This is a genomic window from Bradyrhizobium sp. CCBAU 53421, assembly GCF_015291625.1.
Lineage (GTDB): Bacteria > Pseudomonadota > Alphaproteobacteria > Rhizobiales > Xanthobacteraceae > Bradyrhizobium.
This window is the reverse complement of sequence record NZ_CP030047.1, coordinates 8,935,058-8,958,321: the sequence shown is the minus strand read 5'-3', so window position 1 is coordinate 8,958,321 and position 23,264 is coordinate 8,935,058. Positions and strand designations below refer to the sequence as shown.

The 23,264-nt window shown below is 65.2% G+C and carries 22 protein-coding genes and 1 tRNA gene; 13 read left to right on the top strand and 10 right to left on the bottom strand.

The window, feature by feature from the left end; genetic code table 11:
* Window positions 1-73: 73 nt before the first annotated feature.
* Together XH92_RS41480 and XH92_RS41475 are read right to left on the bottom strand one after the other, a co-directional pair.
* Window positions 74-352, bottom strand: a complete 279-nt coding sequence (locus tag XH92_RS41480) for a GlsB/YeaQ/YmgE family stress response membrane protein (RefSeq protein WP_021080200.1) — start codon at window positions 350-352, stop codon at window positions 74-76.
* Window positions 353-388: 36 nt separating this feature from the next.
* The gene (locus XH92_RS41475; RefSeq protein WP_194457177.1) at window positions 389-988 is read right to left on the bottom strand and encodes a YidB family protein; all 600 of its coding nucleotides are present in this window, start codon (window positions 986-988) and stop codon (window positions 389-391) included.
* Between the two features lie 150 nt (window positions 989-1,138).
* Between XH92_RS41475 and XH92_RS41470 the strand changes: the two genes are divergently transcribed.
* The 3 genes from XH92_RS41470 to XH92_RS41460 are packed head-to-tail and all read left to right on the top strand — an operon-like array spanning window position 1,139 to window position 2,854.
* Window positions 1,139-2,146, top strand: a complete 1,008-nt coding sequence (locus XH92_RS41470) for a 2-dehydropantoate 2-reductase (protein ID WP_194457176.1) — start codon at window positions 1,139-1,141, stop codon at window positions 2,144-2,146.
* A gap of 56 nt (window positions 2,147-2,202) precedes the next feature.
* Window positions 2,203-2,409 carry a hypothetical protein gene (locus XH92_RS41465; protein WP_194457175.1) on the top strand — a complete coding sequence of 69 codons (207 nt, stop codon included), beginning with the start codon at window positions 2,203-2,205 and terminating at the stop codon, window positions 2,407-2,409.
* Window positions 2,410-2,431: 22 nt separating this feature from the next.
* Window positions 2,432-2,854 (top strand): CAP domain-containing protein, encoded by a 423-nt coding sequence (locus tag XH92_RS41460; RefSeq protein ID WP_194457174.1) that lies wholly within the window; start codon window positions 2,432-2,434, stop codon window positions 2,852-2,854.
* A 58-nt stretch (window positions 2,855-2,912) separates the two neighbouring features.
* On the opposite strand, the gene XH92_RS41455 is transcribed toward XH92_RS41460, so the two are convergent.
* The 3 genes from XH92_RS41455 to XH92_RS41445 all read right to left on the bottom strand — a co-directional run bounded on the left by XH92_RS41455 (window position 2,913) and on the right by XH92_RS41445 (window position 5,739).
* Window positions 2,913-3,569 carry a hypothetical protein gene (locus tag XH92_RS41455; RefSeq protein ID WP_371818115.1) on the bottom strand — a complete coding sequence of 219 codons (657 nt, stop codon included), beginning with the start codon at window positions 3,567-3,569 and terminating at the stop codon, window positions 2,913-2,915.
* Window positions 3,570-3,785: 216 nt separating this feature from the next.
* Window positions 3,786-4,856 (bottom strand): helix-turn-helix transcriptional regulator, encoded by a 1,071-nt coding sequence (locus XH92_RS41450; protein WP_194457172.1) that lies wholly within the window; start codon window positions 4,854-4,856, stop codon window positions 3,786-3,788.
* 244 nt (window positions 4,857-5,100) lie between these two features.
* On the bottom strand, window positions 5,101-5,739 hold the full coding sequence (locus tag XH92_RS41445) for a TetR/AcrR family transcriptional regulator (protein WP_194457171.1): 639 nt from the start codon (window positions 5,737-5,739) through the stop codon (window positions 5,101-5,103).
* A gap of 85 nt (window positions 5,740-5,824) precedes the next feature.
* Here XH92_RS41445 and XH92_RS41440 point away from each other — a divergent pair, with 85 nt between their 5' ends.
* From XH92_RS41440 to XH92_RS41420, 5 genes are all read left to right on the top strand, one after another.
* Window positions 5,825-7,330 carry an NAD(P)/FAD-dependent oxidoreductase gene (locus XH92_RS41440; protein WP_194457170.1) on the top strand — a complete coding sequence of 502 codons (1,506 nt, stop codon included), beginning with the start codon at window positions 5,825-5,827 and terminating at the stop codon, window positions 7,328-7,330.
* Window positions 7,331-7,442: 112 nt separating this feature from the next.
* Window positions 7,443-7,519: transfer RNA gene (locus tag XH92_RS41435), tRNA-Arg, on the top strand.
* 167 nt (window positions 7,520-7,686) lie between these two features.
* On the top strand, window positions 7,687-9,093 hold the full coding sequence (locus XH92_RS41430; RefSeq protein ID WP_194457169.1) for a UbiA family prenyltransferase: 1,407 nt from the start codon (window positions 7,687-7,689) through the stop codon (window positions 9,091-9,093).
* Window positions 9,094-9,095: 2 nt separating this feature from the next.
* Window positions 9,096-10,481, top strand: a complete 1,386-nt coding sequence (locus XH92_RS41425; RefSeq protein WP_194457168.1) for an FAD-binding oxidoreductase — start codon at window positions 9,096-9,098, stop codon at window positions 10,479-10,481.
* Window positions 10,481-11,227: an SDR family oxidoreductase gene (locus tag XH92_RS41420; protein WP_194457167.1), complete on the top strand. Its 747-nt coding sequence runs from the start codon at window positions 10,481-10,483 to the stop codon at window positions 11,225-11,227. Before XH92_RS41425 ends, XH92_RS41420 begins: the two co-directional genes overlap by 1 nt.
* Here XH92_RS41420 and XH92_RS41415 read toward each other — a convergent pair.
* Entirely contained in the window at window positions 11,208-12,461 is a 1,254-nt protein-coding gene (locus tag XH92_RS41415; protein ID WP_194457166.1) for a glycosyltransferase family 87 protein, read from the bottom strand. The two genes, XH92_RS41420 and XH92_RS41415, sit on opposite strands and share 20 nt — an antisense overlap.
* A gap of 299 nt (window positions 12,462-12,760) precedes the next feature.
* Here XH92_RS41415 and XH92_RS41410 point away from each other — a divergent pair, with 299 nt between their 5' ends.
* Together XH92_RS41410 and XH92_RS41405 are read left to right on the top strand one after the other, a co-directional pair.
* Window positions 12,761-13,519: a tetratricopeptide repeat protein gene (locus XH92_RS41410; RefSeq protein WP_246788116.1), complete on the top strand. Its 759-nt coding sequence runs from the start codon at window positions 12,761-12,763 to the stop codon at window positions 13,517-13,519.
* A 201-nt stretch (window positions 13,520-13,720) separates the two neighbouring features.
* The gene (locus tag XH92_RS41405; RefSeq protein WP_194455643.1) at window positions 13,721-14,728 is read left to right on the top strand and encodes an IS5 family transposase; all 1,008 of its coding nucleotides are present in this window, start codon (window positions 13,721-13,723) and stop codon (window positions 14,726-14,728) included.
* A 226-nt stretch (window positions 14,729-14,954) separates the two neighbouring features.
* On the opposite strand, the gene XH92_RS41400 is transcribed toward XH92_RS41405, so the two are convergent.
* On the bottom strand, window positions 14,955-15,668 hold the full coding sequence (locus XH92_RS41400; RefSeq protein ID WP_194457164.1) for a hypothetical protein: 714 nt from the start codon (window positions 15,666-15,668) through the stop codon (window positions 14,955-14,957).
* Between the two features lie 321 nt (window positions 15,669-15,989).
* On the opposite strand from XH92_RS41400, the gene XH92_RS41395 reads away from it, so the two are divergent.
* Complete coding sequence (locus XH92_RS41395) at window positions 15,990-17,534, top strand: aspartate ammonia-lyase (protein ID WP_194457163.1); 1,545 nt, start codon at window positions 15,990-15,992, stop codon at window positions 17,532-17,534.
* A gap of 53 nt (window positions 17,535-17,587) precedes the next feature.
* Here the strand turns inward: XH92_RS41395 and XH92_RS41390 are convergent, their stop codons facing one another.
* Window positions 17,588-19,423, bottom strand: coding sequence for a di-heme-cytochrome C peroxidase (locus XH92_RS41390; protein ID WP_194457162.1), 1,836 nt, complete (start codon window positions 19,421-19,423; stop codon window positions 17,588-17,590).
* 250 nt (window positions 19,424-19,673) lie between these two features.
* Here XH92_RS41390 and XH92_RS41385 point away from each other — a divergent pair, with 250 nt between their 5' ends.
* A complete protein-coding gene (locus XH92_RS41385; RefSeq protein ID WP_194457161.1) occupies window positions 19,674-20,354 on the top strand; it encodes an alpha/beta family hydrolase in 681 nt (226 codons plus the stop codon).
* A gap of 146 nt (window positions 20,355-20,500) precedes the next feature.
* On the top strand, window positions 20,501-21,235 hold the full coding sequence (locus XH92_RS41380; RefSeq protein ID WP_194457160.1) for an aspartate/glutamate racemase family protein: 735 nt from the start codon (window positions 20,501-20,503) through the stop codon (window positions 21,233-21,235).
* A 130-nt stretch (window positions 21,236-21,365) separates the two neighbouring features.
* On the opposite strand, the gene XH92_RS41375 is transcribed toward XH92_RS41380, so the two are convergent.
* Window positions 21,366-22,145, bottom strand: a complete 780-nt coding sequence (locus XH92_RS41375; protein ID WP_194457159.1) for an SDR family oxidoreductase — start codon at window positions 22,143-22,145, stop codon at window positions 21,366-21,368.
* Between the two features lie 39 nt (window positions 22,146-22,184).
* Window positions 22,185-23,159 (bottom strand): ketopantoate reductase family protein, encoded by a 975-nt coding sequence (locus tag XH92_RS41370; RefSeq protein WP_194457158.1) that lies wholly within the window; start codon window positions 23,157-23,159, stop codon window positions 22,185-22,187.
* Between the last annotated feature and the right edge of the window lie 105 nt (window positions 23,160-23,264).

The window sequence follows — 23,264 nt, the reverse complement described above, 5'->3', positions numbered from 1 at the left end:
GAGCTGTTGCTGAAAACGAAAATGCCCGGCCAGGCCCGGGCATTTTGATTTTGAGTCAGGACCGCGGCCGGCCCTATTTGTTGCCGATATCCGGGATCACGCGTGCGGCGACCAGCCGGTTCCAGATGAACAGCACCACCAGCGCGCCGATCGTGGCGGTGATGAAGCCGGCGCCTTGTTCAGGACCGTAGTGGCCGATGGCCTGGCCGATGAAGGTCGCGAGAAACGCGCCGGCGATGCCGAGCACGGTGGTGAGAATGAAGCCGCTCGGATTGTTCGGTCCCGGTGACAGGAACCGCGCGATGATCCCCGCGACGAAACCGACGATGATGACCCAGATGATGCCGCCCATGACTGTCGTCCTCCTCAGATGGAATCAACGTTGGCGCTAAAGCCTGCCGCGGAGCTCGTCGCCGCTCGGCAGCCGGCCGTCCGGCGTCAGATGATTGATCGCGTCGGGCAGATACTGGCTCAGGCCCTGCAGCAATTGGTCGCGCGACATGCCGCTCTGCGACGCCAGCGAGTCGATCTGGTCGGCGCCGAGCGCGTTGGCGAGATCGCCGGGCGCGATCTGCTTGTTGGGTCCGTTGCTGACCCAGGAATTGGCCGCGTCGCCGTGGCCCTTGTCCTGCAACTGCTTGAGCAGATCGCTGAGGCCGCCGCTCAGCACGGTGCCGGCCGCACCACCCGCAAGAAGCCCGCCAAGACCACCCTTAAGCAGATCGCCGAGTCCGCCGCCGGCTCCGCCGGGCAGACCAGCGGTGACGTTGCCGCGAAGCGGCGGCGCCTGTGCGGGCTTGGGCTCGGGAGCAGTCGCGCCCGGCTGACCGCCGGTGAAATGCTTGACCGCTTTCCAGGCGAGCAACGCCAGGATGGCCATCGTCATCGGCGACATTCCGCCGCTGCTCGAGCTGTCGGATGGTGTGCTTGGCGCGCTCGGACCGCGGGGGCCGTTCTGCATGCCGTTGAGTACGTCGAGTAAACCCATGATCGTCTCCTGCCGCAACCGTGCCCCGAGCGGGAAACATAGCTTCGGCCCATGACGGTTACAAGGCGGGGCCACCCGCGACGGTGCATCGAAATAGGCAGGCAACCCAAGGTCTGCTATCGAGCTTTTGATGAACGGGCGTTTAGCGAGATGAACAAGGATCGGTCGATCGGTATTGCGGGCGCCGGAAGCATCGGTTGCTTCGTCGGCGGCATGCTGGCTGCGTCCGGCCGCCGCGTCGCGCTGCTGGCGCGGCCGCGGCTGATCCAGGAGATCGCGAGCAACGGCTTGCGGGTCAGCAGTTTCGACGGCTCGGAGCGGATGGTATCCGCGGACCGGCTCATTCTGTCCGACGATCCGTCGATCCTGCGCGATGTGCAGACGGTGCTGGTGACGGTGAAGAGCGCCGATACTGGTGAGATCGCCGAACTGATCGCGCGCCACACACCTGCCGACGCCGCGGTGATCAGCCTGCAGAATGGCGTCGGCAATGTGCCGCTGCTGCGCGACCGCCTGCCGGGCCGCAAGGTGCTCGGCGGCATGGTGCCGTTCAATGTGGTTGCGCTCGGCGACGGCCGCTTCCATCGCTCGACCTCGGGCGACATCGTGATCGCGCAGGATGATGCCGGCACCGCGGCGCTTCTGTCGGTGCCGGGTCTTGCGGTCGGCAGCACCGCCAATATCGATGGCGTGCAGTGGGGCAAGCTGATCGTCAACCTCAACAATGCGCTCAATGCGCTGTCCAACATTCCGCTGCGGCAGCAGCTCGCACAGCGCGGCTGGCGACGATTGTTCGCCGACCAGATGGTCGAGGGGCTGGCCGCGATTCGCGCCGAAGGGATCGTGTCGGTGTCGCCGACGCCGCTGCCTTCGAGCTGGATGCCGCCATTGTTGCGGCTGCCGGACGCGCTGTTCGACATGCTGCTCGGCCGCACCATGAAGATCGATCCCGAAGCGCGCTCCTCGATGTGGGAAGATCTGCAGCGTGGCCGGCGCACCGAGATCGACTATCTGCAGGGCGTGATCACCGCGATCGCGGATCGCCGCGGGCTCGCGGCTCCGCTGTCGCGCCGGGTCATCGAACTGATCCGGAAGGCGGAGGCCGACGGCAAGGGCTCGCCGGGGCTGACGCCCGAACAGATTCGCGATGGCCGTTGACCATGAGCGCCGACGATCGTTTGTCCTGTCGTTCGGATAACCAGGGAGGTGAGGTCATGACACGATCCTGCATCATGCTGCTCACGCTTGTTGCGCTTGGCTCCGGCCCGGTTCGCGCCGCGCCGCCGACCGTGACACCTTCGCCGGGCTATGACGCGCGTTTGCAGGAGCAGCGCGCGGCGGCTGCGGCATCGAGCCAATCGGCGAGGCCAGCGCACAAGCCGGTCAGGCACCGACACCACAAGCGCGATCGCGCGCACTGATCCATTGCAGAGAAGACCTCGGATGAAGCTGCTGTTCCTCGCGCTCGCCTTTGTGCTCGTCGTCACCGTGACCGCAAGCGCCGCCGACTATGCCGGTTCGATCAGTGCCTACCGGCGCGCCAACCATATGCCTGCGGTGAAGCTCGACGCGAAGCTGAATGCGATGGCGCTGCAGCAGGCGCAGGCGATGTCGGTGACCGGATCGGTCAGCCACTCCGCGGGCGGCAGCTTCTTCACCCGCATCGCCCCGCTGAAGAAGCAGCGTGCCGCGGAAAATATCGGCGCCGGCTTCATCGCCTTTGCCGAGATGCTGAAACAGTGGGAGAACTCGGCGGGGCATCGCGAGAACCTCTTGATGCCGGGCGCCAAGCGCGTGGGTGTGGCTTACGTCGACAATCCGAAGTCGCCGTACCGCAGGTTCTGGGCGATGGTGATTACCGATTGAGCCTGCGGTGTCATTCCGGGTTCTCGCTGCGCGGGCCCCGGAATGATTAAGCGAGCCGTCAGTTTCGCTTCGCGAGCTTGGTCGGCGATGGCGATGCCGGCGTGAACAGCTTCTTCAGGCCGTCCAATCCTTCGGAAAGCCGCGGCCATTCGCATGAGAATGTACCCTTCACGCAATTCGCCGCTTGCGGCCGCACCCTGGGAAGAGGAGCAGCAGCAACCCGCGGCTTGACCGGGCGTGTGGCTGGCACGGGGACTTTCGCAGTCTCGCTGCGCGTCGGCTCGCTGTGCAGCGCCGCCTGCTGGATCTGCGGCGGTCGCGCCGGCTGTGTTTCCTGCCGCTCGAGCTGCTTGGCATTGAACGCCGCGACGATACTCGAACGGCGCTCCTTCTCGAGATAGCCGGTATATTCCTGGTCGATCTTCTTCTGCTCGTCCGGCGTCGGATTGGGGCCGGCGATGTCGAAGCTGCGGTCCTGCATGAAGTCGTAATAGGTGTAGCCGCCGCCGGGCTTGCGGCGTCCCGCGAACTTCGCATTGCAGTCGGCGAGTTGCGCGGTCCTGTCTTCCTTGGACTTCGCCTTCTCGGCGAGGTCGGCGCAATCCTCAAAGTCCTTCGGCGCGCTGCGCCACCATTGCGCATGCGCGGTCATCGGCACCAGCGCGAACGCGGCGACGAAGCCGGCAACAGCCAACGTCGATGATCGTGAGGGCATCACGGACATTGCAACCAAATCCGAACGACACAGAGTAACCAGATTGTCGCCATTTTAGTGACGCTTGTCACCCTGGAACCCGACGATTTCCCTGACCATTTAAGTCGCAGACCAGCCGTTTGGCCTGCCCAAATAACTGCCGTATGCAATTGCAACATTTCAAGAATTCTTGTCGTAGCGGCGCGCCGGAAATTGGAACAATTCGTCTCGAATCGCTCACTTGACCCGATGCAGCAATGCCACGAGTTCCGCCTGCCGGTGCGTGCCGGTCTTCTGGAAGATCGTCTTGAGCTGATTGCGCGCGGTTGCAAGGGCGATGCCGGCTTCCTGTGCTGCCGCCTCGACCGAATCGCCGCGCGCAAGCCGTGTGGCAAGGCGCGCCTGCGCCGGCGTCAACTCGAACGTCGCCGCCAGCAGCGCCTGATCGAAGGCGGCGTTGCCTTCGAGATCGCGGATCAGCAGGATCGCGCGCGCGCCCAGGAACGGTGAGCGCGCGGCAGGAGGCACCGGCTGCATCTGGATCACGATCGGCCGCTTGTCGATCCTGCGCACCACGATTGGCGCTGTCGGGAGCGGGTGCAGGTCCGAGCTGTGGGCCAACAGATCGATCAGCCTGGTCAGATCGGCATTGGCCTGACGGTCGAGCAAGGTGAGGCGGTTGTTGCGGATCGCAAGGTCGTGGCCGAGGCAGGCTTCCGCGTGGGCGTTCATACCCATGACCGCGCCGAAGCGGCCGACGGCAATCGCCGCGACCTGGATCAGGTCGAGCGCACTGGTGATGCCCGCGATCGCGGAGCGGCCCACGACGGTGGACAGCGTCGCGGCTTCGGTCAGCCGCGCCGACACGCGCGAAAGCGCCTTGACCTCATCGGCGTCGAACATGCCTTCCTTCGGTGAGCGCTGGATGCTCAGTGCCCACAATGCCGGGCCGGCGTGGAAGCCGATCGCGGCAAACCATTTCAGCCCGAATGCGCCGAGCGTCGCGTAAAGCGGATCGCGCAGCATCTCGGCTTCGGACTCGAACAGGTCCGCATCGGTGATGACATTGACCCCGGCCTGCATCAGCGGCACGCCGCGTGCCGCGCGGATGTCGGTCAGATGAAGATTGTGCGGGAAATAGGTCTTGGTGAAATAGTCGCTGATCGATTCCGAGCGCGGAATGTCTTCGGTGCGGATATCGCTCTGAAGCATCGCAGCTCCGGTCGCGCCGATGGCCGCGCAGACCTCGTCCATGAAGGACGGCCAGGTCGCGGGATCGAGAACCACGTCGCCAACGCGCGCGGTCACATCGTCCAGCCTGTGCACGTCGACCAAAGGTTCAGCTCCGCCCTATGCAGAGTTCGGTTGTTTCGTAGAGCGAAACAGGTCGCGCCTATTTTCGCCCGGTACCGTGCATAAGAAAACCCGCGCTGCCCGACATGCAAGTGAAATCGACGGCGCAGCCGGCGGCGGGCCCGCAAACCCCAGCCAAACATGATCGAAAATCGGCGGGGCCGGCTGGCCGGCCAAGACCCCGCTGCTGCAAAAAGCGTCAATCCTGCCGGTGATCGGCCTCGGTCAGCGCCACGCGGCAGAAGCTGGCGGCGATCGCGACGACGTCTGCAACGGGCTGCGGATATTGCCTGGATACCCAGCGCAGCGCGATCGAGATGACCGCGCCGACCATGCCGTTCGACAGCAGCGTCGCCGTCCCGCCTTTGTCACTGTGTTTCGGATCTGATGTCGGCGGCACCAGGATGTCGCTGAAGACGCGTAGGGCGTCGAGCTTGACGGCATCGACTGCCGGGCTGATGCCGGAAATCTCGAGCAGGAAGACCCGCGCGGGCTTCGGATGCTCCTTCAGCCTTGTGAAATACAGCGTCAGCACAGCGCGCAGCCTCATCTCGGCATCGTCCCCGGCGGCCGCCGCGGCCGCCGTCATCTCCTCGTGCAGATGGCCGACGACATGGTTGTAGGCCGCGATCAGCAGCGCTTCGCTGTTGACGAAGGATTCGTAGAAATAGCGCTCCGTCAGCTCCGCCGCCTCGCAGATCGCCTTCACCGTCGCGCCGCGATAGCCGACCTCGCCATAGACCTCGATCGCCGCATCGATCAGCTTCAGCCGCCGCTCGGTGCGGCGTTCCTCGGCGTCCATACCGCCATAGAGGCGGGCTTTCCGGCTGCTTGCCATGAAAAGTGTATTGACATGAGCCATTGTCAGATGTCAAGTTATCTGACAACATAGATTGTCAATTGTGCCGCGGGAGGGTCAGGGCATGTCTGCTCATTTCGACGTGTTGATCGTGGGTGCCGGGCTGTCGGGCATTGGCGCCGGTTACCATCTGCAGACCAATTGCCCGGACCGCAGCTACGCCATCCTCGAAGGCCGCGATTGCATCGGCGGGACCTGGGACCTGTTCCGCTATCCCGGCATCCGCTCCGACTCCGACATGTATACGCTCGGCTATTCGTTCCGGCCGTGGACCGAGCCGAAGGCGATCGCCGACGGCCCGTCGATCCTGAATTATGTGCGCGAGACCGCGCGCATGTACGGCATCGACAAGAAGATCCGCTTCAACCACCGCGTCGTGCGCGCCGACTGGTCGTCGGCCGACTCGCAATGGACGGTCGAGGTCGAGCGCGGGCCGGAGAAGACGGTCGAGCGCCTCACCTGCAACTTCCTGTTCATGTGCAGCGGCTACTACAAATATGAGCACGGCTATACGCCGGACTTCCCGGGCATCGCCGATTTCGCCGGCCGCGTCGTCCATCCGCAGAAGTGGACCGACGACATCGACTACGCCGGCAAGAAGGTGGTGGTGATCGGCAGCGGCGCGACCGCGGTGACGCTGGTGCCGGAAATGGCCAAGACCGCCGCCCACGTCACCATGCTGCAGCGTTCGCCGACCTATGTCGTGGCGCGGCCGGACGAGGACAAGGTCGCCAACTGGCTGCGGGCGCGGCTGCCGGCAAAACTCGCCTACGGCCTCACGCGCTGGAAGAACGTGCTGTTCGGCATGTATTTCTACCGGCTCTGCAAGCGCGATCCGGAGCGCGTCAAGAAGCTGATCCTCGGCGGCGTGCGCCATGCGCTCGGCCCCGATTACGACGTCGCCACCCATTTCACGCCGAGCTACAATCCGTGGGATCAGCGGCTCTGCCTGGTGCCGAACGGCGATCTGTTTCAATCGTTGCGCGACGGCGGATCGTCCGTGGTCACCGACCAGATCGAGACCTTCACGCGTGGGGGCATCAAGCTCAAGAGCGGCAATGCGCTCGACGCCGACGTGGTGGTGACCGCGACCGGCCTCGATCTGCAGGTGCTCGGCGGGCTCGAGATCAAGGTCGACGGCGCGCCGGTCGATCTGTCGAAGACCATGAACTACAAGGGGCTGATGTATTCGGGCGTGCCGAACCTTGCTGCTGCCTTCGGTTATACCAACGCATCCTGGACGCTGAAATGCGACCTGACCTGCCAATACGTCTGCCGCATGCTCAACCACATGAAGGCGAATGGCTACGCGCAAGTGACGCCGCGGCGCAACGATCCGACCGTGACCGAACTGCCCTGGGTGGATTTCTCCTCGGGCTATATCCAGCGCGCCGCCGCCAGGTTCCCCAAACAGGGCTCGCGCCGGCCGTGGCGGCTGTACCAGAACTATGCGCTCGATATCATGACGCTGCGCTTCGGCTCGCTGAAGGATGAGGCGATCGAGTTTCTGCCGGCGCGCCGGACCGGCGCTGCGAATGCCGCCGCCAATCCGGCCCGGCAGGTGGCGTAACGCGCAGCGTCGAACCCGGCGCAACTTCGCGTGCGCGATGCACGCGGGCTGGCGATCACTCGGCTCCTCTGCTATGGGATGGCGACGCCCGCATGCTTCGCGGCGGGTTCGCGGTCCCGTAGCTCAGCCGGATAGAGCGACGGTTTCCTAAACCGTAGGTCGGAAGTTCGAGTCTTCCCGGGATCGCCATTTTCCGCCCGGCTGCGCTCAATGCGCGCCATGGGCGCCCCCTCATCGAAGCCGCGACGGCGTTTGCGCAATGGGATTCGGCACGGTCTGCCGGGCGCCCCCTCAGTTCACCCGAAATTAGGGAACGCCCGGGACAATGGGGAGGGGGCCACCGGAAGACCGCGCGCATGCGAGCCAGCGTTCCAGATCGGGTTGAAGAGGGCGGCAGCGACGCCCTTCGCGATCCGCTGCGTGCGAAAGGCCGTCCGCTCGTTGTCGATGTCGACGAGGTGATGGTTCCGGGAAACTCCTTTCCGGTGGAAATCGCCGCCGAGCTCACTGCACGCTTTCGCGCCGTCACTGCGACGATTGCCGCTGCCCTCGGACTGGCTGCGCGTCCCGCCGATACGTCGGGCTTCGATCCGTCCCGCGCGCGGTTCGACCACGAGGCGGTGACTTTCCTCTTGCAGGTGCTGGGCGAAGGCCGCCCGGTCTATCTCTGTTCGGAAACCTGTTCCGAGCCGTTCGTCGGCGCTGTTGCCCAGCATCTTGGCGTCTTCACGGCCTGGGCTGCCGCACCGGACGCCCGATCGCCGGCACAGAACGAAGACCTGCCGCCCGTGCTCCTGCAGGGCTTCGATTACATCGGCCGTGAGGCGGTGACGCTGCCCGGCTTTGCGTCACGCGTGGCGCGCCCCGCGCGATCCGCCCCGGCTGCACCCGCGCCGGCCGGTGTACGCAGCTGGCTGAAGCTGCTTCGGGTGCATCAATATGCCAAGAACGCGCTCGTGCTGGTGCCGCTGCTGACCGCGCATAAATTTGCGCCGGGATCGGCGGCGACGTCGCTGCTCGCGGTGGTCGCATTCTCGCTCTGTGCGTCAGCCGCCTACATCCTGAACGACATTCTCGACGTCGAGGCTGACCGCGCCCATCCGGCCAAGCGCAGCCGTCCGATCGCAAGCGGCGCTATCGCGGCGTCGCAAGCTGCCGCCGCGATGGCCCTGGCGCTGGTCACAGCGTTCGCGATCGCATTGTCCATATCGGTCGGGTTCGGCGGTGTCCTGCTCGGCTATTTTGCGTTGACCACCTCCTATTCGCTGTGGCTCAAGCGCATCGCGATCGTCGACGTCGTCGTGCTGGCGACGCTTTACACCGTCCGCGTGATCGGCGGCGCGGTCGCGATCAGCGTGCCGATGTCGGAATGGCTGCTGGCGTTCTCGCTGTTCATCTTCATGTCGCTGGCGCTGGTGAAGCGCCATATCGAGCTCGCCGGCCAACCGGACGGCGCCGTGCTGGCAGCGCGTGGCTACCGGATCGAAGATAAGTCGATGGTCGCGATCCTCGCCGCCGCATCAGGCTTCAACGCCGTCGTGATCTTCACGCTCTACATCTCGTCCGACACGGTTCGCGCGCTTTACAGCCATCCGCAACTGCTCTGGGTCTGCTGTCCGATCCTGATGTACTGGATTGGGCGCGTCATGCTGTTCGCGCAGCGCGGATTGATCGATGATGATCCCGTGATGTTCGCGCTCCGCGATCGCGCCAGCTGGGCCGCGCTTGGCGCGATCGGCGTCATCATGCTCGCCGCCATCTAGCGATGCCGGCGGCCGCCTTACCAAAACGCGCGACAGCGCCCTCCAATCCGGGTGAGACGCGCCTCTCCGGCTGGGGCAACTATCCCAAGCTGTCGACCGAATTGCTGGCGCCGCAGACACCCGGTGACGCACGGGGTCAACTGCTGGCGCGGTCCGGTGTCATCGCGCGCGGGGCGGGCCGCGCCTATGGCGATGCGGCGATCGGCACGCAAGCCACGATTTCCTCGCGCGGCCTGAACCGGATGCGAAGCTTCGATGCGGCGACCGCCCAATTGACGGTCGAAGCCGGCGTGACCATCGCCGACATTCTTGCCGCGTTCGAGCCGCGCGGCTTCTTCCTGAAAGTCGTGCCCGGCACCAAATTCGTGACGGTCGGAGGCGCGATCGCGGCCGACGTGCACGGCAAGAACCACCATCGCGACGGCGGCTTCGGCACGATCGTCTGCTCATTCCGCCTCGCGCTGCCGGGCGGCGAGATCGTCTCTTGCTCGAGGTCGGAAAATGCCGCGCTGTTCGCGGCGACGCTGGGCGGCATGGGCCTGACCGGCATGATCCTCGACGCGACATTGCAACTGCTCCCGATCGAGACCGCCTGGCTGCGGCAGGACACACGCGTCGCCGGCAATCTCGACGCGGCGATCGATCAGTTGGAAAGCAACGCGTCCTCCACCTATTCGGTGGCCTGGATCGACTGCCTTGCGCGCGGCGCGGCGCTCGGACGCTCGCTGGTCTATCTGGCCGAGCATGCCACGCGCCGCGACATGGAGATGCTGCGGCCCGACCTCGAGGCCTTTCCCAGCCTTCGTGCGTCGCGGTTGTCGGTGCCGGAGCTGTTTCCCGGATGGTTGCTCAATCGCACGTCGATGCGGGCATTCAACGAGCTGTATTTCCGCCGCGGTGCTGCGCATCAGGGTAAGCAGCGGCTCGTCCATTGGCATCCGTACTTCTTCCCGCTCGATGCGATCTCCGATTGGAACAGGATCTACGGCCGGCGCGGCTTCGTGCAATATCAATGCGTGATCCCGCTCAAGCACGCACGTCGCGTGCTTGCCGACATTCTGGATCGGGTATCCCGGCGCGGCGATGCGTCGTTTCTTGCGGTGCTCAAGCAGCTCGGCGACGGCGGCGGACCGATGTCGTTTCCGCTGCGCGGCTACACTCTGACGATGGACTTTCCGATCAGCGATACGCTGTTCGCGTTTCTTGATGAGCTCGACGCGCTGGTGGTCGATGCCGGCGGCCGGCTCTACCTTGCCAAGGACGCGCGGCAATCCCGCGCGACATTCGAATCCGGATATCCCGGCCTCGCGGCCTTGCGGGACATCCGCCAGCAGACCGGGGCGGCCACGCGCCTTGCGTCGCATCTTTCAGCACGGCTTGGAATCTGATGACCGGCACGAAATCAATTCTGGTGATCGGCGGCAGCTCGGATATTGGGCACGCCACCGCGCTGCGCTATGCGAAAGAAGGCTGGCGCGTGACGCTCGCCGCCCGCGATCTCGAAGCCGCGCAGCGTAATGCCGACGATATCGGGACGCGAAGCGGCGTCGAGATAACGGTTCAGTCAATCGACGTGCTGCAGACCGGACAGCTCGCCGGTTTCGTCGCCGGCCTGCCCGTGCTCCCCGACACCGTCGTGTGCGTTGTCGGCGAGCTCGGTGATCAGCAGCGGGCCGAGACCGATCCCGAGTTTGCGACGACCATCATCCGCACCAACTTTGAGGCACCGAGCCTGTTGCTCGAGCAGTTCGCGCAAGCCTTTGCGGCGCGCGGCTCGGGCACGATCGTCGGGGTCAGCTCGGTCGCCGGCGATCGCGGGCGGGCGTCGAACTATTATTATGGCGCGGCCAAGGCCGGCTTCACGCAATTCCTGTCCGGCCTGCGCAACCGCCTGGCGCTCGCGGGCAAGGTCCGCGTCGTCACCGTGAAGCCCGGATTTGTGCGCACCAAGATGACGGCGCACATGAAGCTGCCGGCGCCCCTGACCGTCGAGCCGGACCGGGTTGCTGAGGACATCTACCGCGCCGACGTGACGAGGCCGCGCGACGTCATCTATGTGGCGAGGCGGTTCTGGCTGGTGATGACCATCATCTGCGCGCTGCCGGAAGCGATCTTCAAGCGGATGCGCATCTGACCGTCGATCCGCCGACTGCTTCCGTCCCTGAACTGCGCAGCAGCACGATCCCGACAATGAGCGCGATCAGCGGAATGATCGCAAAGCCGCCGATCGAGAGCACGCTGAGCGCCTGTTCGCCGTTGTGGGAGGACGCCATCTGCATAGCTTGCAGGTAGCCAAACGCTCCGATCGGGACCGGCAAGGCGTAGATGACGCCTCGTTCCCACTCCCGTGCGCTCGCCAGCAGCGCCGGCAACAACAGCGCGAGGCCGACGCTGAAGATCAGAAAGTCGTAATCGTAAGCGTAGGGGCTGATGCAGATCGACACGATCGCGACGAGGCCGAGCCGCTCGCGCGTCGGCATCGTCCGATAGGCGGCGATGAGGACGACGGCGAGTGCCAGGACCGCGACGGCGGCCTGGGCGACAAACGCTGCCGACGCCGACAGCCCTGCCGTGCGCAGCGCGGCATAGATCGAGATCATGCGATGCATCGGGTAATTTCCGTGCTCCAGGAACACCGACGAATCGCGCACGCTCTGCAGGAACGCGCTCCAGATCTCCACGCCGAACACCGCGGTGCAGATTGCCGAGCTGATCAGCACGACGGCCGCCGCCGTGATCACGACGATCCAGGAACGCCGCAGGACGGCGTAGACCGCCAACGCGATCGCGAGATGCGGCTTGATGATCATCAGGCCGAGGGCCGCCCCGGCGAGGATCGGCCGCTCTTCAAAGAACAGGCAGGCCATTCCGATCAGCGCGGCCGTCAGCAGGCCGTTCTGTCCGCATGCCAGCGTGATCCCGATCGTCGGAAAGAACACGATGAGCACGAGCACGAAGTTATCGCCTGCGAGACGGCGCAGCACGGCAAGGTAAAGCGCCAGCGTGGAGGCGGCGAACAACAGATAGGCAATCCCGACCGGAATCAGCGCGAACGGCGCCAGCAGCAGGCTGAATTGCGGCGGATAGGTCCACGACATGAAGCCGTCGTGTCCGCCCGAGGCTTCCCGTTGGATGACGATGAGCTTCGCGAACTGATAGGCCTGATCCACGGTGCCGAGCCACACCAGCTTTGCGGTGATGTAGAAGGCGGCGAAGTCGACGAGCTCGCGGCCATGCCCGAGCCCCACCTGAGCAAGCCACACCGCCTTGAAGACGATGGCGATGACCAGCAGCGCGAGGATGCCGCGGATGTAGGCGGTCCGTTTCGACGTGGTCGACCGAATTGCTTCGAGGGTAGTTGCGAACATCAAGCCGGGCCCTGTTTCGGCAGTTCAGGCTAGGTCGAATAGGTTAAGCAGTCGAAAAATCGGGCAGGAGAGCGTGGTTCTGCGCCTGTCGCCTGCATCACATCTGCCCGTGCGGGCGCCGCTGGAACCGGGCGGTATCTCGGTGCAGGGGTGCGACTTTCGCTGGACGCTCCGTCGGCGGCAGTGATAACGGCTGGGAAAACCATCTCGTGACGGGCCGCATGCCGAAACCTCCGCCTCCTTCCCATCGCGGGCCCAGCCCGTCCCCGACTTTGCAACGCGCTGTCGTCGCGTTGCAGATGGGGCAGGTCGTCGAAGCCGAGCGGCTGGCGGCGGAGGTGTTGAAGGCAAACCGGACCGATGTCGGCGCGGCCGCGATCCTGGCACGGGCGCTGATGGCCCAGAGGCGCAACGAGGAGGCGATCGCGCCGCTGGAGCGCGCCACGCGCCGCGTCGAGGATGCCGGCCTCGAGACCCTGCTCGGCGCGGCGCTCGCCGGCGCCGGCCGGCGCAGCGAGGCGATCGATGTGTTGCGGCGGACTACCGCGCGGCGGCCGCCGTTCCTTCCCGCATTTCAGGAGTTGGCCGGGCAATTGGCCGCGGCCGGCCGCTTCGACGAGGCGGTTGCCGTGATCGATAGTGCGCTTGCGCTCGCGCCCGCGAGCCTCGAATTGCAGCTGCTGCTCGCCCAGATCCTGCCGCATCGCAATGAGCGCGGCCGGGCGCGGGAGATTCTGGAGAAGCTGCGCACGGTGGCGCCGGGACACCCCGACATCCTGGCCGCGCTGGCGCGCGTGTTGCTGCTCGATGGCGAGTACGCGGCTGCGGCGGATCTCTACCGTCAGGTGCTGGCGCAGCGCCCCGACGATCCCCTGACGCGGACCAGCTTCTCTGCCTGCCTTCTGGAGATGGGTGACCGCGCCGCCGGCGAAGCCAATCTGCGTCTGGCGTTGCGCGGCCGGCCGCAAATGCTCGGCCGCACCACGTCCGCGCTGGTCATGTCATCGCACGGCCGCTTCTTCTTCCGTCCCAGCGCGGCTGCGAAGTTTCTGAGCTAGCAAAGCTCGGGCAAGTCGTGTCGCTGGCTGTAACCTCATCCTCATCTGTCATCGCCCGGCTCGACCGGGCGATCCAGTACGCCGCGGCTTCTCGGTTCAAGCGCAGCCGTCTCTGGAATACTGGATCACCCGCTTTCGCGAGGGCTTTGCAGAAGTCTGCCGGGATGATTCTCTTTGGTGAAGGATTCGCCGGAGGAACGGATGGCGGAGCGGCAGATTGGTCAATTGAGCTTTACCGACGGGCTGGTGAATGACGCGGCTCGAGCCAACGCGCCTTTGCAGCGAGTATCGGAACTGGTCGACTGGAGCGCGATTGAAGCGCTGCTGAGCGGCTTGCGTAGCGGGTCGATGGGAGCGCCCGCTTACCCGTCGCTGGCGCTGTTTAAGGCGCTGTTGCTGCAGCAATGGTATGGGTTGTCCGATCCGGGCCTTGAGGAGGCGCTGGTGGACCGCCTGTCGTTCCGGCGCTTCCTGGGCCTGTCGCTGAGTGAGCCGGTACCGGATCATTCCACGCTGTGGCGTTTCCGCGAACAGCTGGCCAGGAGCGGGCTGGCGGAGCGCGCTTTTGCCCTGATTACGGCGCAGATCGAGAAGTCCGGCTTCGTCTTGAAGCGCGGCACATTGATTGACGCTTCGCTGATCCGCTCGGCGGTTAATCCGCCCGAACCACCGGATCCCGATTTGCCCCCGGATGCGGACGGGCGCCCCGCCAGCAAGCTGGTCAAAAGCCCTCACGATCCTGACGCCGCCTGGACCAGGAAGGACGGCAAATATGCCTTCGGCTACAAGATGCACGTGGCGATGGACCAAGGCAGTCGCATCATCCGGCGCCTTGCCTTTACGCCAGCCAATGTCAACGACACCGTGCCCGCCGACGAGCTGATCTGCGGCGACGAGGCAACAGTCTACGCTGACAAAGCCTACGATACCATCGCGCGACGTGGGCGGCTGAAGCAGATGGATATTCGCGACGGCATTATGCGCAGACACAACCGCTGGCTTCGCTTGGGGCCTTGGGCGGTGCGTCGTAACGCGGTCATCTCGCATCGACGCGCGCCGATCGAACCGTTGTTCGCATTGCTCAAGCGCGTCTACGGCCTTGCGCGTGCCCGCTATCGGGGCCTGATACGCAATGCCGCAGCTTTCCAGCTCGCCGCGACCGCGATCAATCTCCAGCGATGGGCCAGGACGCCACCCCACATCGCCTAACCAAACGAGGCACCCAGCCATCATGGCTGGCCCGTCCAGCCGCTAACCGGCCCAAACAACAGCCGTCCGGCCCCGTCGAGCTGTTCGACTTTCGCAAAGCCCTCGCTTTCGCGGGTGATGACACCGAGCTTGCTCAGGAGCGCGCCACACACTTGGTGTCGTCCCTGCTTGCGCAGGGACGACGAAGGGAGGGAAGCGCGCCGCACCGCCGTCTCGCGCACCCACCCTACGTCCGAAACTGCCGGCGATAGAGGCCGGGCTCGCGGGCCATCCGGTTGGACAGTTCCTGCGCGCGCGATGTTTCATCCGGTGTCATCGGAGCGGTCTGCGCGACCCAGTTCTCGCGCTTCACCGGGAAGCATTGCGCGACCGGCGTGCCCTTGGGCAACACGCCGCTGAAATTGGTGTCGTGCCAGCGTGCCGGGAAGTGGATCCAGCTGTCGTGAAACAGGTCGCAATCGACCATGCCGGTCAGCGTGGTGAACGGCAGGTCGAACCGGTTGACCGGATGCGTGAAGAACAGCGAGTAGCCCGGCGGCGCCTCGATGGTCCACAGATTGACGAACTTGATGAGGAAGCGGTCCTGCTCGAACAGCGGCGAGCCGATCACCTGGCTCTCGTCGTGGAATCCGACCGGCGAGCGCGGGAATTCGAGCACGCCCCCGGACGGAAGGTCGTTGTCCCATGTCATCTCGCCGTTCTCGATCTTGAGGTCGCAGATCAGCGGCATCAGGAAACCCGATGTCATCGCATCGACGAATGGCGGGCAGCGCTTGACGGTATCCTCCTCGCGATTGCTCATCGCATTGAAGGCCTGCGTCGGCATCGCCTTGAGCCATCCGGGAAGGCCCAATGACGCAGGCACCGGCGGCGGAATCTTGCCTTCGAGCTCCGCCGGGCAGCGGAATTTGATGGCTATCGCTTCATTGTTGTTGGACACGGTTTGGCCCTTGGTTCGTTCACTGTCGGCAGCGCGCTCGCGCCTGTTGGTGCTGATCTAGCACGCGATGACGCGGCGGAGGAAGCAGCCACATCGGTCGCAGGGCAAAGCCCAGAATGGAGCTATAAGTTGTTGTTATCGTGACGGATAAGGCAGGCCGTCGATTCCCGGTGCGGCGCGCATGCCGCTCCCGTTTTGACGCGTCTTTCCACTCGCTGGTGTGCAAGACTTTGCCGATAGGCATTGGCTTTCGATGCGTGTCGGGCGCATCATGGCCGGTGTCGCTGACGACAAGATTTGCGAGAGGTAACGGAGAGACCGATGGCCGAATCGAAAGTTGAGACCGTCAATACTGCAGGCGCCGCACCACCCTCCGGCGACAGCGGCAACGTGAGCGAGCTCGCGATCGCGACCGTTCGCACCGTGCCGATCGAGCAGGCGCAGTCGCGCACCGAGCACGATCTGCTCGGCGAGGACGACGTGCCGGCCAATGCGCTGTGGGGCATCCACACCAAGCGCGCGGTGGTGAACTTTCCGATCACCGGCGTGCCGGTCGGCCATTTCCCGGAATTCGTCCGCGCGCTGGCGCTGGTGAAGCAAGCGGCCGCCCGCGCCAACAAGCGCCTCGGCTATCTCTCGTCGGAAAAGGCCGATGCGATCGATAAGGCCTGCATCCAGGTCGCGACCGACAAGGTCTATGCCGAGTCCTTCGTCGTCGACGCGATCCAGGGCGGCGCCGGCACCTCGACCAACATGAACGCCAACGAGGTGATCGCCAACGTCGCGCTCAAGCTGATGGGCAAGAAGCCCGGCGACTATCACACGCTGCATCCCAACGACGACGTCAACATGGCGCAGTCGACCAACGACGCCTATCCGACCGCGTTGCGGCTCGCGGTGATCTTCGCCACCCAGCCGCTGGTGCGCGCGCTCGATGACCTTGCCTATGCCTTCAAGGGCAAGGCGGTGGAATTCGCCGATGTCCTGAAGATGGGCCGCACCCAGCTGCAGGATGCCGTGCCGATGACGCTCGGTCAGGAGTTCGACGCCTTCCACGCCACCGTGAAGGAGGACGTCGCCCGGCTGAACGAGATTTCGAGCCTGTTCCGCGAGGTCAATCTCGGCGCCACTGCGATCGGCACCGGGATCAATGCCGATCCTCGCTATGCAGCGCTTGCGGTCGAGGAGCTGTCGCGGTTGTCGGGCCAGCCGATCGTGCTGGCCTCGAACCTGATCGAGGCGACCTCCGATCTCGGCGCCTTCGTGCTGTTCTCCGGCGTGTTGAAGCGTGTCGCGGTGAAGGTGTCGAAGATCTGCAACGACCTCCGCCTGCTGTCGTCGGGGCCGCGCACCGGCATCGGCGAGATCCGGCTGCCTGCGGTGCAGGCCGGTTCCTCGATCATGCCCGGCAAGGTCAACCCGGTGATTCCGGAGGTGGTCAACCAGGTCGCCTTCCTCGTGATCGGCCACGATCTCACGGTGACGATGTGCGCCGAAGGCGGCCAGCTCCAGCTCAATGCCTTCGAGCCGACCATCGGCTATTGCGTGTTGAGCTCGCTGCGCATGCTGACGGCTGCGATCGATACGCTCACCAAGCGCTGCGTCGACGGCATCGAGGCCGACCGCGAGCGGTGCCGCAGCCTGGTGCAGGGCTCGATCGGCCTGATCACGGCGCTGGCGCCGGCGCTCGGCTATGAGGCCTCATCGCGCGTGGCGCGCCGCGCGCTGAAGGAGAACCGCTCGGTCGCCGACATCGTGCTGGAAGAAAAGCTCCTGACCGAGGAGCAGCTCAACCAGCTGCTCGAGCTCGAAGCCATGACCCGCCCGGCGCGCCGCCAGCCCGTGCCCAAGTTGAAGGAGAGTTGAGCGAGCGGAAGCGACGCCGTCCTTCAACGGTTATGATGGAGCACTGGCGAGCGCTACAGCGTCTTGATGAACTCGATCAGGGCGCGGCGCTCGTCTTCCTTCAGCTCCGGCCCGATCACGCCGAGGCGCTTCTCGTTCGAGAACTCGTGTCCGGAATTGCTGTTGCCCCGTTTGCTGGTATCGAGCATGAAGGCGTTCTTGATCTTGTCCTTCCAGACATAGCCGAGATCCTTGGGATCATACTCGCGGTTGCCGAGATAGAAGGTCGGGGGACGATCCTTCACCGGCGACAGCAGCGCGTAGATGGTCGGGACCGATCCGTTGTGCAGATAGGGCGGGGTCGCCCAGATGCCGTTGAGCGGCCGGACCTTGTAGGCAGGCGGCGCCTGGATATCGTTCGGCCGATAGCCGTTGATGCGCTTGCGATCCTCCGGCGGGATCTTGTTCTGATCGTACCAGTAGTCGACGGTCTTCTCGACCAGTTCGCCGAGCGCGGGCCCGAATCCGCCGTCCTTGATATTCAGATTGGCCGGCGTCTCGACCGTGCGGCTCGCAAGGCCCTCGGCCTGCGCGCTGTCGGTGCCGATATGGCTGATCGGAATCATCTCGACGTCGAGCAACGGCTGGCCGGCATCGTTCTTGATCCAGCGCTTCTTGTCCTTGAACAGCGCAAAGGCTTCGCTCGCAGGCAGCGCCTTGCTGTCGATCGCCGGGCCGTGGCAGCTCTCACAATGCTTCTTGTAGAGCCCGCCGCCCGTCTTCGCGAGATCCATGTTGATCTGCCCCAGGATGTTCTCCGGCCATTTCGGCGACGCCAGGCCGCCGAAGCCCTTGTCCTCCCCGGGCGGCTCGCCGGCGATCATCCGCTCCATCTCGTGCAGCACGTCGACCCGCGCGCTCGATTTGAACAGGCCCTTGGACTCGTCGAGCAGATTGAGCTCGGCGCTGACGCCGAGCGCCTCGCCGGCATTGCGCACCATCGGCTGCATGATCGAGCCGTCATACTGCACCCAGCTGAACCACGGCGCGTTCCAGATCCGCGGGAAATGCACCGGCGCCGAATGCGAGGCGTAGTTGTTCGGATTGTTCAGGTCGATCGAGAACACCTGGTTGCCGATCCGGTTGAGCGCGTCGAGCCGTGCATAGCCTTCCTCGACGCTGTTGGCGGCGACCTTGGTCTCCAATGAATTGATGTTGGCGTATTGCTTCAGCACGAGGTCGAGCTGGCCGCGCAGCGCCATGCGCTCGTCGAGGCTGGCCTCCTTGCCGAGGATCTCGTCAGCAAAGCGCGCGAAGCGGCCTGGCCAGAACCGCGTCAGCAGCAGCGAGACGCCGACGCTCTTCTGGAACTCGAACAGATTGGTGTTGGCCGGCCCGCCGTCGATCACGATTTCGGTGCCGCGATAGCTGAAGCTTCCGGTGTGGCAGGCGGAGCAGGTCAGCCCGACCCCCTTCATGTCGGCCTTGCTGTGCGGGTTGCGCCACGGCGCGCCGTTGGCGTCCGCCATCGGGCCGCTCGGCGCAAAGCCGATCGGCAGTGCATCGGGGCTACCCGGAATCACGGTGTCGGGAATAAAGCCGAAGCGGCCGAGGTAATTGGTCTCGCTGAGCCGCGGCGCCGCGGTGAACAGCGGCCAGACCGTCGGCTGCTCCAGCGCCATGAACCATTCAAGGGGAATGCCGAAAGTCCGTGTGCCTTGGTCGGCGTGATAGAACCAGCGCAGCCGTTCGGCGCTGACATTCTGATCAAGCCATATCGTCTTTGCCGGCGGCTGATAGTCGACGACCTTGACGCGGAAGCCGCTCGCCACCGTCTCGATATCGTCCTTGAAGTAGAGGATGCCGGCGACAATCAGCAGGCCGATGAGAAGGATCGTCTTGCGAGGCATGCCCCATTCCCCAATTCGCGGTACCCGCGCGTCATATGGCTGAGATGTTAAAAATCGCCGAAAAACGAGTTCGCGCTAAGCGTGTGGTGCGGTATCCGCCATCCTACAGTGGCGGCTCTCGGTCTAACAACGGAAATGTTGCAAAGGGCTGTGAGCCAGTTCACTTGCGGCGTGCGCTGCTCGGCGGCATTTGCGCGCATGGCGGCCTGCCGCTAGAAATGACGGAGCAACAATTCTTCGAGATGTCATCTTGAACGCGCCGGCTGCACAACCGCTCACGATCACGGTCTCGGACGACAACACGGTGTCCGCGCTGCTGCTGCAACCGGCGCAGGCGCGCGCGGCCTATGTATTCGCCCATGGCGCCGGCGCCGGCATGACGCATCCGTCGATGGACGTGATATCAGAGGGATTGGCGGAGCGCGGCATCGCGACCTTGCGCTATCAGTTTCCCTACATGGAGAAGGGCAGCAAGCGACCCGACCCGCCCGCCGTCGCGCAGGCGACGGTGCGTGCCGCGGTCGCGGAGGCCGCGCGCCGTTGCGGCGAACTGCCGCTGTTCGCCGGCGGCAAATCCTTCGGCGGACGGATGACCTCGCAGGCGCAGGCGAAAGTGCCGCTCGAAGGCGTGCGCGGGCTGGTGTTCCTCGGCTTTCCCCTGCATCCCGCCGGCAAGCCGTCGAGCGATCGGGCCAAGCACCTCGCCGACGTCAAGATCCCCTTGCTGTTCCTGCAGGGCACGCGCGATGCGCTAGCCGAGCTCGACCTGCTTGAACCGGTGGCAAAGGGGCTGGGGGCGCGCGCGACGCTGCACCTGGTGCAGGAGGCCGACCATTCCTTCCATGTCCTGAAGCGCTCCGGCCGCAACGACCGCGAGGTGATGGCCGAGGTGCTGGATGCATTCGCGGCCTGGGTGGCGAAGCATTCTTAGCCTTGTAGTCTTGTAGTCCGGATGCAGCCAACGGGTCGCGCGAACGCGCGCCCGATGACAGGCTCCGCGAAATCCGGAGCAGAGTTTTCCGCCTGTGACACCGTCCCGGATTGCGCTTCGCTCCATCCGGGCTACTAATCCCGACCATGACAAAGATCCTGATCGTCAATCCCAACACCACCACGTCGATGACCGCGACCATCGCCGCCGCGGCCCGGGCGGTTGCCGCCGATGGCACCGAGGTCGTCGCTGTCACGTCGGCGATGGGACCCGCCTCGATCGAGGGCTTCTATGACGAGGCGTTCGCCGTTCCCGGACTGATCGAGGCGCTGCTGAAGACGCCCGACGCCGATGCCGGTATCATCGCCTGCTTCGACGACACCGGGTTAGATGCCGCGCGGTCGGCGGCGCGCTATCCGGTGGTCGGCATCTGCGAGGCGGCGCTGGTCACGGCCGGACAGATCGCCAAGCGCATCGGCATCGTCACCACGCTGCCGCGATCGATCGTGCCGCTCGAGGAACTGGTCCGCCGCTACGGCTTTGCCGACCGCGCCATGGTCACCGCCTGCGACGTCGCGGTGCTCGATTTGGAGAGGCCGGGTTCGGGCGCCAAGGCCAAGCTGGAAGCGGAGATCGCGCGGGCGCTGGAGAAGGGCACTGAGGCCATCGTGCTCGGCTGCGCCGGCATGGCCGACCTTGCACATGAGCTGTCGGTGCAGTTCGGCGTGCCTGTCGTCGACGGCGTGGCGGCCGCGGTGAAGCAGGCGGAAGCGCTCGCCGGCCTCAAGCTGACGACGTCGCGCCGCGGCGCCTATGCTTCGCCTGCGGCCAAGGCCTATTCCGGACTGCTCAACGGATTCGCACCGGCCTCAAAGGAGTAAGTCTCGTCATTGCGAGCGAAGCGAAGCAATCCATAGTGCCGCATACGGAGAAATGGATTGCTTTGTCGCTTCAGTGCAAAATTGCCTTGCAATTTTGTCACGAGCTCCTCGCAATGACGGGGAGACGGTTTTACGACGCCGCACCGCCATAAATCCGGTCACGCAGGCGGCGCATGCCGGACAGCCAGCGCTCGCGATTGGTGGCCTTGCGCTGCATGTATTCCTGCACCTGCGGATGCGAGAGAATCAGGAAGCGCTCCTCGGCCATCGCCTCGATCACCATCCGCGCCACTTCGCCCGGCTGCAGCACGCCGTCGACCCGCGCCGCGCTCGGGCCCGGCGTGGTCATCCCGGTCTGCACCGATTGCGGGCAGAGCACGGAGACGCGGATGCCGCGATCGCCATACTGGATGGCGAGATGCTCGGCGAGCGCGACCGCGGCGTTCTTGGTCACGCCGTAAGGCATCGAGTTCAGCGAGGCGAGCAGCCCCGCGGCCGATGCGGTGTTGATGAGATAGCCGGAGCCGCGCGCGAGCATGCCGGGCACCAGCGCGCGCGCCGCGAACACGTGGCTCATCACATGCACGCGCCAGCTCACATCCCAGTCGGCATCGGACGCGGTTTCCTGTCCCTTGCGCGACAGCCCGGCATTGGAGAAGAACACGTCGACCGGGCCATATTTGTCCTCGGCCGCGGCGATCAGCGCCTTGACGTCCTCCTCGAGCCCGACATCGGCGGTGACCGCGAGCCCGTCGATATCGCCGGCGACGCTGGCGAGCCGGTCGCGCGAGGTCTTGAGATCGGCGATCACGACGCCGCGCGCGCCGGCCTCCGCATAGGCCCGCGCCACCGCCTCGCCGATCCCGCTCGCGCCGCCGGTGACGACGCAGACCTTGTCCTTGACTTGCATGCTTCGATGTTCCCGCTTGATGTCGTCGTGTTCGGATTGTCAGCCCTGATAGAGCCCCTTGTCACGCGCCTTCTGGATCGCGAGCGCGGCCATCAGGTCGAGCATCGGGGTTGGAAGGCCGGCTGCGCGGGCAAACGCCGCCGGCGCGCGTACCAGCACGTCGATCTCCATGGCGCGGCCGAGCTCGTAGTCCTGCAGGATCGACGGCTTGTGGTCCGGCGCCGGCCCCGAGCGGGTGACGCGCTTGACCTCGGGAATGTAGTGCGTCGCCACCGCATTGGCCTCGTCGAGCAGGCGCGGGATCACGTCCTGCATCGCAGGATCGTCGCGGACGCCGCGCGCGGTCAGCCCGGTCAGCAGGCAGAGCACCGACATCGACATGTTGGTGAGCAATTTCGACCAGATCGTCTCGCGGATCTCCTTGACCTCGGGCGATTCGATCGCGGCGTCATTCAGCGCTGCGCGCAAAGTGGCGGTGCGCTCGCTCCGGCGATCGTCGCATTCGCCGATCAGGAGGCGGTTGCGATCCGGCGACAGGTTCGCCACGGCGCCAGGCGCGATCACCTCATTGGAGGAGAAGATCACGCCGCCGATGATCCGTTCCTTCGGGATCGCGGCGCGCAGGCGGCCGCCGGGATCGAGGAAACCGAGATCGGGAATCGCGGGATGCCGCGGCGGCAGGCCGAGATCGTACCACCAGGGAACGCCGTTTTGCGCGAACACGATCGCCGTGTCGCGCTCAAGCAGCGGCAACAGCCCGCTTGCGAGCGCGGCGATCCCGGTCGCCTTGAGCGTGCTGATGACGACGTCCTGCGGCCCCAACTCGGCAGGATCGGCCGACGCCTTCACGTCAGCGGTGACGCTGCTGTCGCCGACCTTCAGCGTCAAGCCGTTGGACCGGACCGCGTCGAGATGCGGCCCGCGCATCACGCAGGACACATCGTGGCCGGCGCGTGCCAGCCGGACGGCGAAGTGGCTGCCGACGGCGCCCGCGCCGAAAATGCAAATACGCATCAGTGGAACTGGTCCTTGCAATGTGCCGCGTCAGTTTCCACAGGCAGGGGGCATTGCGCAACCCGCCATGCATGCGGCGCGGCCGCGTACGCTCGAAAATGATGG